The following is a 16,052-nucleotide window of genomic DNA, read 5'->3' on the forward strand; positions in this document are numbered from 1 at the left end:
AGCCACAACATGCGCTATGCAATCGTAAGAGTCCGCGTCATAAAGAAATAGGCGTAATATCTAACATGTTCGATATTACGAAAAACAGTAACAGGAACCACAATGAGTGAAATGACTCAAACTGCCGAAGAGCAGCCAATTGATGAGTTGGTAGGCTGGGTCAAGCAGCATGACTTTTCATTAAACTTGCCGCCAGAGCGTTTAGCATTTTTGATTGCTATCGCTGTGCTAAGCAATGAAAGGTTCGATGAAGAGCTAGGCGAAGGTGAATTGCACGATGCATTTACCATTGTCACTCGTCTGTTTGAAGATACCGGCGAAGCGTCTGCATTCCGTGCAAACAACGCGATCAACGAGTTGGTTAAACAAAAACTGATCAGTCGTTTTACTAGTGAGATTACCGACGGTGCGAGTATTTACCGTCTTTCTCCACTTGCGATCGGAATTTCAGATTATTACTTACGTCACCGTCAATTCTCTAAGTTAAAACTGTCGATTCAACTTTCGATGGTTGCAGATGAGATGGCAAAAGCGATTGAAGCTGCGCAAAAAGGCGGAACACCTGGTCACTGGCAAAAGAACGTTTATGGCGTTTTGAAATATTCAGTGGGTGAGATCTTCGATCAGATCGATTTAAACCAGCGTGTGATGGACGAGCAGCAACAAACCGTCAAACAGCAAATCGCCGATCTTCTTAATAAAGATTGGCGAGAAGCGATCAATAACTGTGAGTCTTTGCTATCGGAAACCTCAGCTACGCTAAAAGAATTGCAAGACACCTTGCAAGCGGCCGGTGACGAACTGCAAACCCAGATCCTCGATATTCAAGAAATTGTGTACGGTGACGATGAACTCGAGTTCGTAGGCGAAACCTTGTTTGGTTTGCAAATGAAACTCGATCGAATCACAAGTTGGGGCCAACAGGCGATCGACTTATGGATCGGTTATGACCGCCACGTACATAAATTTATCCGTACCGCGATTGATATGGATAAAAACCGTGCCTTTAGCCAACGCTTGCGTCAGTCGGTTACCGACTACTTTGATGCGCCTTGGTTACTGACTTATGCCGATGCTGAAAAGCTGACCGATCTTCGTGATGAAGCCTTGGTGCTTCGTGATGACGAAGTGATGGGGCAAGCACCGATGGAAGTCGAGTACGAAGAATTCGAGCAAGTGAACGATCTGCTTTCAGACCGAATAGCAGAGATGTTAAAAGCTCACAAACAGCAAGGTACGCCAATTGATCTTGGTCTTGTGCTACGCGATTACCTCGCAGCACACCCTCGCACACACCATTTTGATTTAGCCAGAATTGTTGTCGACCAAGCTGTGCGCTTAGGTTACTCAGCGTCTGACTATCAGGCTATTCAGCCAGATTGGCAGGCAATCAACGATTTCGGTGCAAAGGTACAAGCAAATGTCATTAACAAGTACTGATGATTACATGCCAGAGAAACTGGTAAAAGCGATAGCGAACCCGTTGTTTCCTGCGCTAGATAGCATGCTGCGTTCAGGTAAGCATGTTTCAACAGAAGACCTAGACAACCACGCGTTGCTTTCTGATTTCGAAGTGGAACTTCAGCATTTTTACCAACGCTACAACACGGAACTGGTGAAAGCGCCTGAAGGTTTCTTCTATTTACGCCCGCGTTCTACGTCTTTGATTGGTCGAAGCGTTTTGTCTGAGCTCGATATGCTCGTCGGTAAGGTATTGTGTTTCTTATACCTGAGCCCAGAGCGTTTAGCTCACGAAGGTATCTTTACCAATCAAGAGCTATTTGACGAGCTGATTTCGCTAGCGGATGAGAAAAAACTCATGAAGCTGGCGACGAACCGAGCGTCTGGTTCTGACTTGGACAAAGAAAAGCTCTTTGAAAAAGTACGCACATCTTTACGTCGTTTACGTCGTATCGGCATGCTGATTGCGATTGGTGAAACGGGCAAGTTCCGAATCAGTGAAGCGGTATTCCGTTTTGGTGCTGATGTTCGTGTTGGCGACGACATGAAAGAAGCGCAATTACGTCTTATCCGTGATGGTGAAGCCGTGGTTCACACGCAAGAGCCAAACCAAGGCAGCTTGTTAAATGAAGAACAAGCGGAAGCTATATCGGAACTAGATGTAGACGAAAACGGTCAGCAAGACATTTTTAACGATCAAGCCGACTTTGATGACGAATCAAACCTTGGCGAACAGAACAAAGTAGAAGGTGATGCATGATTGAAAGAGGTAAGTATCAATCATTAACCATGATCAACTGGAACGGCTTCTTTGCGCGTACCTTTGATATTGATGGATTGGTTACAACGCTTTCTGGCGGTAACGGTGCGGGTAAGTCGACCACAATGGCGGCATTCATCACGGCATTAATTCCTGACCAAAGCCTTCTGCACTTCCGTAATACAACGGAGGCAGGCAGCTCACAGTCTTCTCGTGATAAAGGCCTTTACGGTAAGCTTCAGCCTGGCGCATGTTATGCCGCGTTAGATGTTGTGAACTCTCGTAACCAACGCCTATTGTTTGCGGTAAAACTGCAGCAAGTTGCGGGTCGTGATAAGAAAGTAGACATCAAACCATTTGTTATTCAAGGTCTTCCAAGCCACGTAAAACCAACGGATGTCTTAATTCAGAACGTTTCCGACAGCCATGCTCGCGTATGTCAGTTGAACGACGTAAAAGCCGCGGTAGCACAGTACGAAGGCGCGCACTTCAAAGCCTTCTCTTCGATTGTTGATTACCACTCGCAAATGTTTGAATACGGTGTGGTGCCGAAGAAACTGCGTAACAGCAGCGACCGTTCTAAATTCTACCGCCTGATTGAAGCATCACTTTATGGTGGTATCTCAAGTGCGATTACGCGTTCACTGCGTGATTACCTTCTGCCACAAAATGGTGGTGTGAAGAAAGCATTCCAAGATATGGAATCAGCACTTCGCGAAAACCGCATGACACTTGAAGCGATCAAAACGACTCAGTCGGATCGTGACTTGTTCAAGCACTTGATCACCGAATCGACCAATTACGTGGCAGCAGACTACATGCGCCATGCGAATGATCGCCGTAATAAACTTGATCAAACCATGAAGTTCCGTGGTGAATTGTTTGGTTCACGTGAAACCTTGCTTAATCAAAACAACCTGTTGAATCGTGTTCAAGAAGAGTTGGAGCAGTTGGTTGATCAAGAATCGGCACTTGAGCAAGATTATCAAGCGGCTTCGGATCATCTTCAATTGGTTCAAACTGCACTTCGCCAGCAAGAGAAAATTGCTCGCTACAGCGAAGATCTAGAAGAGCTTAATGAGCGTCTAGAAGAGCAGATGATGGTGGTTGAAGAAGCTCAAGAACGAGTACTTTTAGCGGAAGAGCAGGCAACCATTACTGAAGAAGAAGTGGATAGCCTGAAAACTCAGCTTGCTGACTACCAACAAGCGTTGGATGTTCAGCAGACTCGTGCGTTGCAATATCAGCAAGCGGTTCAAGCGTTAGAAAAAACCAAGCAGCTACTCGGTGATGAATCGATTACCGCAGAAAGCGCATTAACTCTGGTTTCTGAGCTAAAAGCACAAGAAGAATCAAGCACTCAAAGGCTACTGTCTACTAAACATAAGCTAGATATGTCTTCAGCTGCCTCTGCGCAGTTCGACAAAGCGCTCTCTCTTGTTAAGAGTATTGTTCGCGATGTAGAGCGTAAAGACGCCTCTCATAGCGCTAAACAAGCGTTAGAGAAAGGCCGCAACGCAAAACACGTTGTCGAAAACGAACAGCAGTGGCGTGCACAGCACCGCGATATGGCTCGTGATGTAGCGCAGCAGCGTCAGGCTAAAGAGCTAGCGACCGAATACCAAAAACAACACAACGTATTACTCACAGATGAAGCGATCTTTGATGAAGAACGCGAACGTCATGCTATGCAGATCGAATCGCTTGAGTACGCTCAAGAAGAACTGCGTGAAGCGAAGAGTGAGCAACGTCGTGTTCAACAAAATCACGATCAAGAGATTCAAAAACTTGAGTCAATTGCTCCTGCGTGGATCACGGCAAACGATGCACTTGAAGCTTTAAGAGATCAAACAGACGCTGAGCTAGAAGATAGCCAAGCGGTAATGACTCAAATGCAGCAAGTACTTGAAGACGAGAAATCTCAAGCGGTAGCAAAAGATCAGTTGGCAACGCGCCGAGCTGAACTTGAGCAAGAGATTGAGCGTTTAGCTTCGCCAGGTGGTTCTAACGATCCTCGCCTGAAAGGCCTGGCGGATACGCTTGGTGGTGTACTGCTTTCTGAGATCTACGATGACATCACGATTGGTGATGCGCCGTACTTTAGTGCGATGTACGGCCCAGCTCGTCACGCGATTGTGGTTTCGGATCTTGATGGTATTAAAGAGAAGCTGGTGGATCTTGATGATTGTCCAGAAGACCTTTACATCCTAGAAGGCGATGTAGACGCGTTTGATGACAGCTCGTTTAATGCCGATGAGCTTGAAGGTGCGGTATGTGTTCAGCTGAACGATCGCCAAATGCGTTATTCTCGTTTCCCTGAGATCCCTCTGTTTGGACGTGCGGCTCGTGAGCAACGTTTAGAGAAGTTGCGTGAAGAGCGTGATGTGGTTGTTGAGAACCACGCGAAAGCTGCGTTTGATTCGCAGAAACTGAATCGCCTATACCAAGCCTTCAATAGCTTTGTTGCTAAACACCTACACGTTGCGTTTAACGCTGATCCAGAGCAGGCGCTAGCGTCTATTCGCGATAAGCGTAACCAAGTTGTTCGTTCTCTGGCTGAGCTAGATTCTAAAGAACAACAGCAACGCAGCCAGCTTCTACAAAGCAAGCAGGCAATCGGTGCACTAGATAAATTAGCACCAATGGTTCGTATTTTAGAAGACGAAACATTGGTTGAACGTCTTGCTGAATTAGAAGCACAACTTGAGCGTTTAAGTGAAGCTAAGTCGTATCTGAACAACCACGGTAAAGCATTGGCTTCGCTCGATCAGATCGTTTCAGCACTCGATGCTGACCCAGAACAGTTCGAGGCACTAGAAGCGCAATACCAACAAGCTGACCAAGCTCTACAAAGCTTGAAAGGTAAAGTGTTTGCTCTGTCTGACTTAATCGAACGTCGTCACTACTTTGCTTACGCGGATTCTGTTGATCTTCTAAACAAGAGCAGCGAACTGAGTGAGCAATTGAAAGCGAAGTTGGTTCAAGCAGAACAAGCAAGAACCAAAGGCCGTGATGGCTTGAAGCAAGCTCGTGAACAGATGAACCAGTACAACCAAGTCTTGGCAGCACTGAAGAGCTCACATCAAGCGAAACAAGAAACGGTTCAAGAGTTCAAGCAAGAGCTTCAAGAGTTTGGCGTAAATGCTGATGAAGGTGCTGAAGAGCGTGCTGTACGTCGTCGTGACGAACTGCATGAGCGTTTGCACACTTCACGTGGTCGTAAGAGTGAATACGAGCGCACCATTACGTCGACTGAACTCGAGATGAAAGCACTGGCTAAGCGTCTTAAGAAAGTACAGAAAGAGTACACCGAGCTTCGTACCTTCGTTGTTGCAGCGAAAGCGGGTTGGTGTTCAGTACTTCGTTTAGCGCGTGAGAATGATGTTGAACGTCGTCTGCATAAACGTGAACTGGCTTATCTAACGGCAGGCGAGCTTCGCTCTATGTCGGATAAATCACTGGGTGCATTGCGTTTGGCTGTGTCTGACAATGAAGACCTTCGTGATTCGCTGCGTCTATCTGAAGACAACGCCCATCCAGAGCGTAAAGTTCTGTTCTACATTGCGGTTTACCAACACCTTCGTGAGCGTATTCGCCAAGACATCATTCATACGGATGATCCGGTTGAAGCAATCGAAGAGATGGAAGTTGAACTTGCTCGTCTAACAGAAGAACTGACGCAGCGTGAAAATCGCTTAGCGATCAGCTCTGAATCGGTAGCAAGCATCATCAAGAAGACGATTCAGCGTGAGCAGAACCGTATTCGTATGCTGAACCAAGGTCTGTCGAATATTTACTTTGGCCAGGTTAAGGGCGTGCGTCTGAACGTTAAGATCCGTGAAAGCCACGAGATCTTGTTATCAGGCCTAGCGACTCAACAAGAGCAGCACAAAGACTTGTTTGAATCGACGCGTTTTACCTTCTCTGAAGCGATGGCGAAACTGTTCCAACGTGTGAATCCACATATCGATATGGGTCAACGTTCTCCACAAGTTCTTGGTGAAGAGTTACTGGATTACCGTAACTACCTAGAGCTGAGTGTTGAAGTTAACCGTGGTTCAGATGGCTGGTTACAAGCGGAATCGGGCGCGCTGTCTACCGGTGAGGCGATCGGTACGGGTCAGTCAATTCTATTGATGGTTATTCAGAGCTGGGAAGAAGAGTCTCGTCGACTTCGTAGTAAAGACATTGTTCCATGTCGTTTGTTGTTCCTTGATGAAGCAGCACGTCTGGATTCTAAGTCAATCTCTACGCTGTTTGAACTGTGTGACCGTTTAGGCATGCAGCTTCTGATTGCTGCGCCAGAGAACATTAGCCCAGAGAAAGGTACAACCTACAAACTGGTTCGTAAGGTATTTAAAGACCATGAACATGTACACGTTGTTGGCCTAAGAGGCTTTGCTCAAAACAAGCCGGCATCTCCGGTGCAAGAGCTTCTCGAAGAAACTGAGCAATAACCTTGATAGCTGAGTTATAGCCTTGATAGCCGAGCAATAAGCTTGATAACTGAGCAATAAGATCGAAAGCGACTCAATGATATTTATTCAAAGCCCCTAATCATTAGGGGCTTTTTTGTATCTCGAATCTAACTCTCTGCATTCAAACTCTCCGTCCAATCCACTCATAGCCACTGATAAGACCACTCATACCTTATGGTTATTATCAATGGAACTTGTTTGAGGTCACACGCACAAAACCACAATTAATGTATGGTAATGAATGGCAGTGGTGTCATTGCATTGCATTGCTGTGCCAATCATTATTTTTGAGCGTGACTGTTACGCAAACTGGAAGGTAGGACAAACTATGATTCAAATCGTCATTGATGGAAAATTTCGAATCGTTGAACAAGGGCAAACCGTTCTTGAGGCAGCCAAAACATGTGGTTTAGAGATTCCATCGTTATGTGGTTTGAATAAAACAGCGGATAAAGTACCGTGCGACCTGTGTGTGGTCGAGGTCGATGGCGTGGGGATGACCCGTTCTTGTGAACTGGAAGTGTCTAATGGATTGAATATCACTACTCAATCAAAACAGTTAACGACACATCGACAAGAAGCGTTGAATCGGATCATGACAGACCATTACGCGGATTGTGAAGCACCATGCCAAACCGCTTGTCCTGCTGGTGTTGATATTCAATCTTACCTGCACCATATCGCTCAGAATGACCATATTAAAGCCATCGAGGTAATCAAGCAGACATTGCCGATGCCGCTTTCCATTGGACGTGTTTGTCCTGCCTTTTGTGAAACAGAATGTCGCCGAAACCTAGTGGATGATTCTATTGCTATTCGCCAACTGAAACGACATGCTGCCGACGCAGATTTAGCCGCTCAAGAAAGCTATATGCCTACAAAGAAGCCTAACAAAGGTAAGAGCATTGCGATTGTCGGTAGTGGACCTGGTGGCCTGACTGCTGGCTATTACCTGTCGAATGAGGGTTACGATGTCAGTGTGTATGAATCGATGCCTAAGGCTGGTGGTTGGCTACGTTACGGTATCCCTGAATACCGTTTGCCTAAGTCGATTCTAGACAAAGAAATCGAGTTAATGTGTCGTAACGGGATGTCTGTCGAGTGTGATAAAAAGTTGGGCGTTGATTTTACATTGTCTGATTTAAGCAACGACTTCGATGCGGTTTGTTTAGCGGTTGGTGCATCACAAGCGGTCGAAATGAATTACACAGGCAGCGATTTAGCAGGTTGTTACCTTGGCGTCGATTACCTAAAAGACTATGTCACCGATAAACAATACATCACGGGTAAAAAAGTCGCAGTGATCGGCGGTGGTAATACCGCGATTGATTGCGCTCGAACCGCAGTTCGTGATGGTGCTGATACCACGCTAATTTATCGACGTACACGAGACGAGATGCCGGCTGAAGATTACGAAATCGAAGAAGCTGAACACGAAGGCGTCAAATTCCATTTCTTGACTAACCCTGCTGAAAATATCGCGGATGACAATGGTCATGTATCTGAAATCCGATTAGAGCGCATGGCACTTGGTCCTGCAGATGCTTCTGGTCGACGAAGCCCGAAACCTACGGGTGAGTTTTTTGTTGAGGATTTCGATACCGTGATTGCTGCCGTGTCGCAAAAGCCTGATCTGAGCTTTATGGACAATGAGTCACTAGAAATTCCGTTAACGCGTTGGAATACGGCTGGCGCGGACCCACAAACCATGCACACGGGAACAGGTAATATCTTCAGTATTGGCGATTTCCGACGTGGTCCAGCAACCGCTGTTGAAGCTGTTGGGGATGGCCGAATTGCTGCGCAAGCGATCGACCGATTCTTTAATGGTGACATGAATCAGATCCCTGTTAAGCCTTTCAATTCAAGAAAGCAAAAGCAGCTAAAAGCCGTTGATCCAGAACAATACAAATCGATACAGCGAATGGCTCGTAAGATCATGCCAGAACTCACCCCAAAGCAACGCGAGCAAAGTTTTGACGAAGTAGAAACTGGCTTTGATAATGCCGACGCGATAGCTGAAGCGGCAAGATGTTTAGAGTGTGGCTGCCAAGCTAATACCGATTGCGACCTACGAGATTATTCGACTGAATACAAGGCTACGCAAACGCATCCAGAATACAAAATCGATGTGGCTTCTAACGACAGTTGGCAAGCGATTCGCGCTGAAGAAACTAAGGTCGGTTTAACCAGACAAAAATTCGCGGTTGATGACAGTTCTGAATTCATCATTTTTGATGCCAATCGCTGCATCAGTTGCGGTCAGTGTATCCAAGCGTGTCGCGAACAGAATGTACATGGCGTTTTAAGCTTCATGAATCAATCCGATGGTAAGCCTGCGTCACGGCCTGAGTGTCGTCCTAACTTTGGGGCCGATAAGACCTTAATGGGCGATTCTAACTGTGTTCAATGTGGCTCATGTGTTCAGGCGTGTCCGACGGGCGCGATGGTCGATGCGAGAGACAAAAAGCAAGGCGACACAGATACACTCAAGAAAGTCGACACCATCTGCACCTATTGTGGAGTGGGTTGCAAGCTCACCATGCACGTTGATGAGGCGAAGAACAAAATCCGTTATATCGAGGGCGGGGACTCTCCGGTCAATGAAGGGATGTTGTGTGTGAAAGGGCGATTTGGTTTCGACTTTGTCGGCAGCGATGCGCGGCTAACCACACCATTAATCCGCAAAGATGGCTGGCTACAACCCGCAAGTTGGGATGAAGCGATTAAATTGATCGCTGATAAATTTACTGCTATTAAACAAGGCTTTGGCAGTAATGCTCTAGCGGGTTTCTCTTCGGCGAAAACCACCAACGAAGACAACTATGCTTTCCAAAAATTCATCCGCCGTGAGCTTGGAACCAATAACGTCGACCATTGTGCTCGCCTTTGCCACGCTTCAACCGTAACTGGGCTTGAAGCTTCTCTGGGCAGTGGAGCGATGACCAATGATATTCCGAGTATCAAGCACTCAGATGTGATCTTTATTATTGGATCAGATACCACTTCGGCGCACCCAATTATTGGTTCGCACATCAAGCAAGCGGTGAGGCATGGTGGTGCTCGTCTTATTGTCGCCGATCCAAAAAGGATCGATATCGCCGATCATGCGGAACTCTATTTAGCGCACCGACCGGGTACTGACGTAATGTTGATCAATGGTGTGATGCAACAGATCATCAAGCACGGTTGGTATGATCAAGAGTACATTGAAGATCGAGTTGATGGCTTTGATACCTTGTTGCAAGAGGTGATGTCACCAAGCTATTCATTAGATAAAGTGGAATTGGTGACAGGTGTGAAAGCAGAAGACATCTTCGCGATGGCGCGTTTGATTGGCACCGCAGAACGCACAGCTGTGTATTACTCAATGGGTATAACGCAACACACCACAGGGCACGACAATGTTCGCTCGATTGCTAATCTGCAACTCTTGTGCGGCAATATTGGTATTGAAGGTGGCGGTATCAACCCATTACGTGGTCAATCCAATGTTCAGGGCGCATGTGACATGGGCGCGTTGCCAAACAATCTACCGGGTTATCAGAAAGTGTATAACCCAATGGTTCGTCAAAAGTTTGCGATGGAGTGGGGCGTTTACGATTTGCCTGCTGAAACGGGTTTTACGCTCACTGAGATTATCGATGCGGCGTGTCACCGTGACGTACGTGGTTTATACGTGATGGGCGAAAATCCAGTGCTCAGTGATCCAAACCAAGCGCACGTGATTGAAGGACTTGAAGCGTTGGATTTCCTAGTGGTTCAAGATATTTTCTTAACCGAAACGGCACAGTATGCTGATGTGGTTCTACCATCTTGCTCGTTTGCTGAAAAGTCTGGCCACTTCACTAATACTGAACGCCGTGTTCAACGTATTAATCCTGCGGTTAATCCTCCCGGTGAAGCGAAAGAAGATTGGGTGATTATTCAGATGCTCGCCAACGCAATGGGCGGCGGTTGGGACTACAACACCGTTGCCGATATCACCAATGAGATAGCTAGAGTAACTCCGCAATATGGTGGTTTACGTTGGGAGAATATTACCGTGAATGGTGTCCAGTGGCCGAGCAATAAGAACAACCCTGACGGCACTCGCATCATGCACCAGACCCAATTCACTCGCGGGCGTGGTCAAATGGAAGCAATCCCGTTTCGATACGCGGCGGAGCTGCCAGATTCAGAATACCCATTAGTGCTAACGACGGGTCGTGTGCTGGAGCAGTTCCATACCGGTACCATGACTCGTAAGACAAAAGGGTTAGATAACTTAGCTGGTCCGCGTGCAATGGTCAGTGTTCATGATGCTGAAGCGTTAGGGATCTCGAATGGTCAAATGTTAAAGGTATCGACACGACGTGGTGAAATTGAAATTGCTGCTTTTATCACGAAACGAATGCAAAAGGGTGTGGTGTTTATTCCATTCCATTTTGTCGAATCTCCGGTGAACCGCTTGACGACGACAGCGACGGATCCGCATGCCAAGATCCCAGAGTTTAAGGTAGCGGCTGTGCGTATTGACCCAATCCGCAAGCCCGAAATTGAAGCAACAGAGGCCTAGCTTAATACGCTAACTTAAACTTCAGATATTAAAAAGCCGCGTAACTCTCAGAGTTATGCGGCTTTTCTATTGAACTCGATTAGGTATCGAATTACTTACTCAGTCACTAAGCTTCACTTGGCTAGCTCTTAACTTAACTAGCTCTTCATTTAGTTTAGCTCGGTACAATCTCGCTACCGTGAACACCAAATTGCTTAGCCGCGTAGGCAACGCGCTCTGCAGCTTTTGGGTATTCAGCAGGTGTGCCTAGATTTTCAATATGATGCAAGCGAGGTAATAAACCTGCGCCGTTCGCAATCTGTATTGCTAATCCAGGACGAGCATTAAGCTCCAGTACCATAGGGCCTTCTTCTTGGTCCAAAACCATGTCGGTACCCATGTAGCCAAGACCTGTCATTTCCCAAGCGCTTGATGCAAGAGTCAGCAGTTTTTCCCAATGCGGCACTTGAAGTGCGGCTAACTCTTTCCCTGTATCTGGGTGGTGAGTTACTGGTTGGTCAAACTGAACTGCACGAACGGCTTTTCCGGTCGCGATGCAAATACCGACACCCACAGCACCTTGGTGCAAGTTTGCCTTGCCGTCAGAAGCTGAAGTAGAAAGACGCATCATCGCCATCACAGGGTAGCCTTTAAATACGATGATTCGTACATCTGGCACGCCTTCGTAACTGAAGCCTTCGAAACACTCATCAAACTTGATGAGGTTTTCAACTACAGCTACGTCGTTCTTACCACCTAGTGAGAAAAGACCGGCTAGAGCGTTACTGATGTGACGCTCTACGTCTTCTTCGTTAATGGTTGAACCCGATGGTTTGGTGTAAACCCCATCTTTATGAGAGATCACGACAAGGATGCCTTTACCGCCACTTCCTTGCGCTGGCTTAATCACAAAGCCAGGCCACTCTTTAACCATTTTATGGATTGTTTTTACTTCAGCTTGGTGACCAATTACGCCAATCAATTTTGGTACGGTTGCACCAGCCTGTTCAGCAATAATCTTAGTCTTAAGCTTGTCATCAACGAGTGGATACTTGGAACGATCATTATAGCGACCAATATAACTATGGTTACGCTTGTTCATTCCCATTATGCCTTTGTCTTTCAACTTAAACGGTGAAGTAAATTGATCAAACATAACTTAGTCCTCCGCTAGCGGTTTAAAGCGACGAAGCTCGGTTAGGCGGTAGCCTGTGTAGTTACCTAGTAGCAAGATGGTCGCTAGAATAACAAGCTGCAAACCAATAAAGTTGAACGTTAAGTGTTGAATGAACGGGTTAGTCATACCTAAGTAAACAAGTACCGCGGTAAATAGTGAGCCGCCACCTTGTAGTACAACTTCTTTCGCGCCTTCTTCTTCCCAAAGGATAGACATACGTTCGATAGTCCAAGACAAGATAATCATTGGGAAGAACGTAATCGATAGGCCTTCGGTGAGTCCGATTTTAAATGCGACTACAGTAAATATCGAGATAATCATAATTACCGTAATAATTACGGCGGATATCCTGGCCACGAGCAAGAGGTTGAGTTTGGATAAGTAACTTCGAATTACAAGACCAGTACCAACAATCAGTAGGAAGCCTACAATACCTGTCACCAACTGCGTTTGAACGAATGCCACGGCAATCAGAACGGGCATGAACGTACCAGAAGTCTTAAGACCGATGATAACTCGCAGGAACACAACGATAAGCGCACCAATTGGAATCAGCATGATGGTTTTAAACATCGCTTGCTCTTCTAACGGTAGGCTGTGGATCGACAGGTTCAACAGTTGGTCGGCAGAGACTTTACTGCTGGTTGCTTCTGTTGGTGAGATTTCCTGAGCAATCATCGAGAAGTGAACTTTACTGTTCTGGCCACCCACTACATCTAATAGAGAGACATTTGATTCGTCCCAGATGAGTAGGTTTGGTTGAACTTGTTGCTCGCTAGATTCAGGGGAGAATAGAACCCACTGGTTATTATCCCAAATTTGGTTCATGTGTTGGATTGATTGGCGACGACGTCCGTCTTCCAGTTCAATAACACCGACGACTTTGTTGTGGATTTTAGCGGCAGAAAGTAGCTTGTGTGTCGCTTCCACTTTGGTCATGTTATTCAGAATCAGCGCTGAGTTTTGGCTGTCTGGATCGTTAAGCGTTTTGATTAACTCACGAGTAAAGGTGATGTTGTCTGCTGAACGCTTGGTTGCTCTGTCAATCAAAGCAAGAGCTGCAGCTTCTTCCGGGCCGTCAAAGCTTGGTTGAGCCACTTCACCTTCTGGAGGTGTTGAGGTAACGTTCGCTTGGCTATCGACTAAGAACTGTGTCTTGTAGTAGATAGTCTGCGGGCCATCTGCGTGACGAATTGACCACTCAGCACGGCGACCTGAATCTGTGTTCAAGTATGAAATGCCGTAGCCTGGTGATGACGCTGACTCGCCGATAAGTGTAAAGTTAGACTGTGTGTGAGGTGCGGCTAGTGAAACTTTTGCTTCTTTGCCCACTGCATTGAATTCGATACGAGCTTCAATGTCCCAAACCTGATTAGTTTCGCCTGGAGTCCAGGGTACACCGTAGGTTGTATGTCTGAACATACTCAGTGTTATACCTGCTACGATGAGCAGGAAAATTGAGATATAAAATGGAATTCTTGACGTCATAGCTTACCCTACTATTGTTATTTAACTTCCGTTTGTACGTATTTTTTACTTACATCTACTAGCGCTATGTCTTTGATAAATTCGCGCCCTAGTAATACAGGGTGACTCATTTGAGAGCGATCCGCCAATGTAAATTGCGCTTTTTCATGGATTTTTCCAACTTTCACCCATAATTCAATCACAGCTCTACGTTCTGTCTGATCATTGGTTGATTGGCGGATTTTCACAAAACGTACAACAGGTGCTTCAATCCATTTCTGGTCTTCTGGTGATTGTGCTTTATCTGCTAAGTGGAACTTCACCCAGTCTTTACCGTTACGCTCGAATTCTTTGATGTCTACAGCGTTTAAAGAAGAGGTTGTTGCGCCGGTATCAACACGCGCATCAAAGCTTTGGTTGATAGAATCAATGGATACTTTTTCGATTCCGCCAAGGATGGTCGGTTGTGATGTAGGAGCGATAGGTGGGGTTGCTACTGCTACAGGTTCTTCTTCCTCTAGCTGTTCAATAACTTTGTGTTCCATGCTCGTTAGGTGAACATCTAATTGGCTAGAAAGGGTGATGATTTCGTCTTCTAAGCTTTCTATATAATCACTTTGATTACTGACTTGCAGTTCAAGGTTTTGAACCTTATTTGCGATGTTTGTCTCTGAGCGGGCAATAGCGTCGAGAGTTTCTTGGTGGTAGGCCGCACCGTTGGTGAGGGTACAGCCAGAGAGCAAACCAACCGCCACAATTGGCGATAATCGCTTAAACATAAAAAAAACCTTTGGAAATTAGAGAATAGTTCAGACTATTTAGAAGTTTAGCCTACAAAAAAGGATGCGTGAAGCATCCTAATGTAAGAGTCTGGTCATATTGAATCGCAATGTGAGCGCTGCGCCAGTTATCGCCAATTGAAATAGCTCACTTATTAAACATAAGTCAATTTTTGTTCAATTTACGCGCTTTTAAGTCAAAGTTTACTGCGACAGATGTGATGGCTTCATTGCTACTAAAAGCTATTATTCGGTGGTCACCAGAACAATAGCTTACGGACAATGAATTTACGGTTTTGTCGCCACAAGAACAGCACGTCTTGGCGCTGGGTGACCTTCAACTGTTTTACTTGGATCGTTCGGGTCTAAGTAATCTGGCAAAGAGTTATGTGTCATCCATTCTGTTGTGCGTTGTTCGCCAACCGTCGTAACATTTTCATCAACGATTCGAACGTCTTCAAAGCCAACTTGTTCAAGCCAGCGTTTCAATGCGCGAGCAGATGGGAAGAAGTACACGTTTCTCATTTGCGCGTAGCGGTCAACAGGCACAAGAACAGCGTTTTCGTCACCTTCAATCACTAACGTCTCAAGCACCAGCTCGCCACCAGATAACAATTGGTCTTTCAATTGGATCAAATGATCGAGCGGTGAACGGCGGTGGTAAAGCACACCCATGCTGAATACAGTGTCGTAAGCTTCCAGTTTTGGCAGCTGTTCAATACCTAAAGGTAAAAGGTGAGCGCGTTGGTCATCGCCCATCAGTTTACGGATAGCTTCAAACTGAACAAGGAAAAGGTGAGACGGGTCGATACCGACGGTCAAACGAGCACCTTCACCTAACATACGCCACATGTGGTAGCCATTACCGCAACCTACATCGAGTACTGAACGGTTTTTAAGCGGTGAGATATGTGGAAGTACACGGTCCCATTTCCAGTCGCTGCGCCATTCTGTATCGATATGAATGTCATGAACGGTATAAGGACCTTTACGCCAAGGGTGGAACGTCTTTAATAAGCTCTCTAGCTTTTTAAGTTCACCTGTTTGAAATGGTGTGCTGCTGCCGATAGTCACAGAGTTCTTTAAATCAACTTGATCAGGCACGCCTTGCGGGATCTTATTCAGTGCACGTAACCAACGGTCAAAGTCACCGTGCTCTGCATTTTGCCAATCCGTCAGCTGTTGAGGGAGAACATTGAGCCACGGCTGTAGGCGAGTGTCTTGGGCAATGAGTTGATAAAAATTGGCAAAATTAAACATAGTTTTTCACTGAGTTAATAGGATCAATAAACCCTAAAATAAAAATTAAATTTGTCATTCCCTACAGTGAGGGACGAACATGATAGGGAATCTCGGTTTATCGTACTTGATAGAGATCCCCAACTCGCTCGTT

8 protein-coding genes are annotated in these 16,052 nt (G+C 46.0%); 4 read left to right on the plus strand and 4 right to left on the minus strand.

Features of this window, described 5'->3' with window-relative positions; translation table 11 throughout:
- Positions 1 to 102 precede the first annotated feature (102 nt).
- From mukF to fdhF, 4 genes are all read left to right on the plus strand, one after another.
- Positions 103 to 1,440, plus strand: coding sequence for a chromosome partition protein MukF (gene mukF, locus BCT49_RS07795; RefSeq protein WP_102434768.1), 1,338 nt, complete (start codon positions 103 to 105; stop codon positions 1,438 to 1,440).
- The gene (gene mukE / locus BCT49_RS07800; RefSeq protein WP_102434769.1) at positions 1,421 to 2,221 is read left to right on the plus strand and encodes a chromosome partition protein MukE; all 801 of its coding nucleotides are present in this window, start codon (positions 1,421 to 1,423) and stop codon (positions 2,219 to 2,221) included. The genes mukF and mukE overlap by 20 nt, the downstream gene beginning before the upstream one ends.
- Entirely contained in the window at positions 2,218 to 6,678 is a 4,461-nt protein-coding gene (mukB, locus tag BCT49_RS07805) for a chromosome partition protein MukB (protein ID WP_102434770.1), read from the plus strand. The genes mukE and mukB overlap by 4 nt, the downstream gene beginning before the upstream one ends.
- 349 nt (positions 6,679 to 7,027) lie before the next feature.
- Positions 7,028 to 11,257, plus strand: a complete 4,230-nt coding sequence (fdhF, locus tag BCT49_RS07810; RefSeq protein ID WP_102434896.1) for a formate dehydrogenase subunit alpha — start codon at positions 7,028 to 7,030, stop codon at positions 11,255 to 11,257.
- A gap of 154 nt (positions 11,258 to 11,411) precedes the next feature.
- Here fdhF and BCT49_RS07815 read toward each other — a convergent pair whose 3' ends face one another.
- The 4 genes from BCT49_RS07815 to cmoB form a co-directional block, all read right to left on the minus strand.
- Positions 11,412 to 12,392, minus strand: a complete 981-nt coding sequence (locus BCT49_RS07815; RefSeq protein ID WP_102434771.1) for an alpha-L-glutamate ligase-like protein — start codon at positions 12,390 to 12,392, stop codon at positions 11,412 to 11,414.
- A gap of 3 nt (positions 12,393 to 12,395) precedes the next feature.
- The gene (locus BCT49_RS07820) at positions 12,396 to 13,901 is read right to left on the minus strand and encodes an inactive transglutaminase family protein (RefSeq protein WP_102434772.1); all 1,506 of its coding nucleotides are present in this window, start codon (positions 13,899 to 13,901) and stop codon (positions 12,396 to 12,398) included.
- Between the two features lie 17 nt (positions 13,902 to 13,918).
- Positions 13,919 to 14,659 (minus strand): ATP-dependent zinc protease family protein, encoded by a 741-nt coding sequence (locus BCT49_RS07825; RefSeq protein WP_102361408.1) that lies wholly within the window; start codon positions 14,657 to 14,659, stop codon positions 13,919 to 13,921.
- 288 nt (positions 14,660 to 14,947) lie between these two features.
- On the minus strand, positions 14,948 to 15,919 hold the full coding sequence (gene cmoB / locus BCT49_RS07830) for a tRNA 5-methoxyuridine(34)/uridine 5-oxyacetic acid(34) synthase CmoB (protein ID WP_102434773.1): 972 nt from the start codon (positions 15,917 to 15,919) through the stop codon (positions 14,948 to 14,950).
- Positions 15,920 to 16,052: the final 133 nt, after the last annotated feature.

This window comes from Vibrio lentus (assembly GCF_002875945.1).
Classification (GTDB): domain Bacteria; phylum Pseudomonadota; class Gammaproteobacteria; order Enterobacterales; family Vibrionaceae; genus Vibrio; species Vibrio apostichopi.

Excerpts from the sequence above, each read along its gene's own strand:
- mukF (WP_102434768.1), top strand. The coding sequence starts at position 103 with ATGAGTGAAATGACTCAAACTGCCGAAGAGCAGCCAATTGATGAGTTG.
- BCT49_RS07825 (WP_102361408.1), bottom strand. The coding sequence starts at position 14,659 with ATGTTTAAGCGATTATCGCCAATTGTGGCGGTTGGTTTGCTCTCTGGC.
- mukB (WP_102434770.1), top strand. The coding sequence starts at position 2,218 with ATGATTGAAAGAGGTAAGTATCAATCATTAACCATGATCAACTGGAAC.
- cmoB (WP_102434773.1), bottom strand. The coding sequence starts at position 15,919 with ATGTTTAATTTTGCCAATTTTTATCAACTCATTGCCCAAGACACTCGC.
- fdhF (WP_102434896.1), top strand. The coding sequence starts at position 7,028 with ATGATTCAAATCGTCATTGATGGAAAATTTCGAATCGTTGAACAAGGG.
- BCT49_RS07820 (WP_102434772.1), bottom strand. The coding sequence starts at position 13,901 with ATGACGTCAAGAATTCCATTTTATATCTCAATTTTCCTGCTCATCGTA.
- BCT49_RS07815 (WP_102434771.1), bottom strand. The coding sequence starts at position 12,392 with ATGTTTGATCAATTTACTTCACCGTTTAAGTTGAAAGACAAAGGCATA.
- mukE (WP_102434769.1), top strand. The coding sequence starts at position 1,421 with ATGTCATTAACAAGTACTGATGATTACATGCCAGAGAAACTGGTAAAA.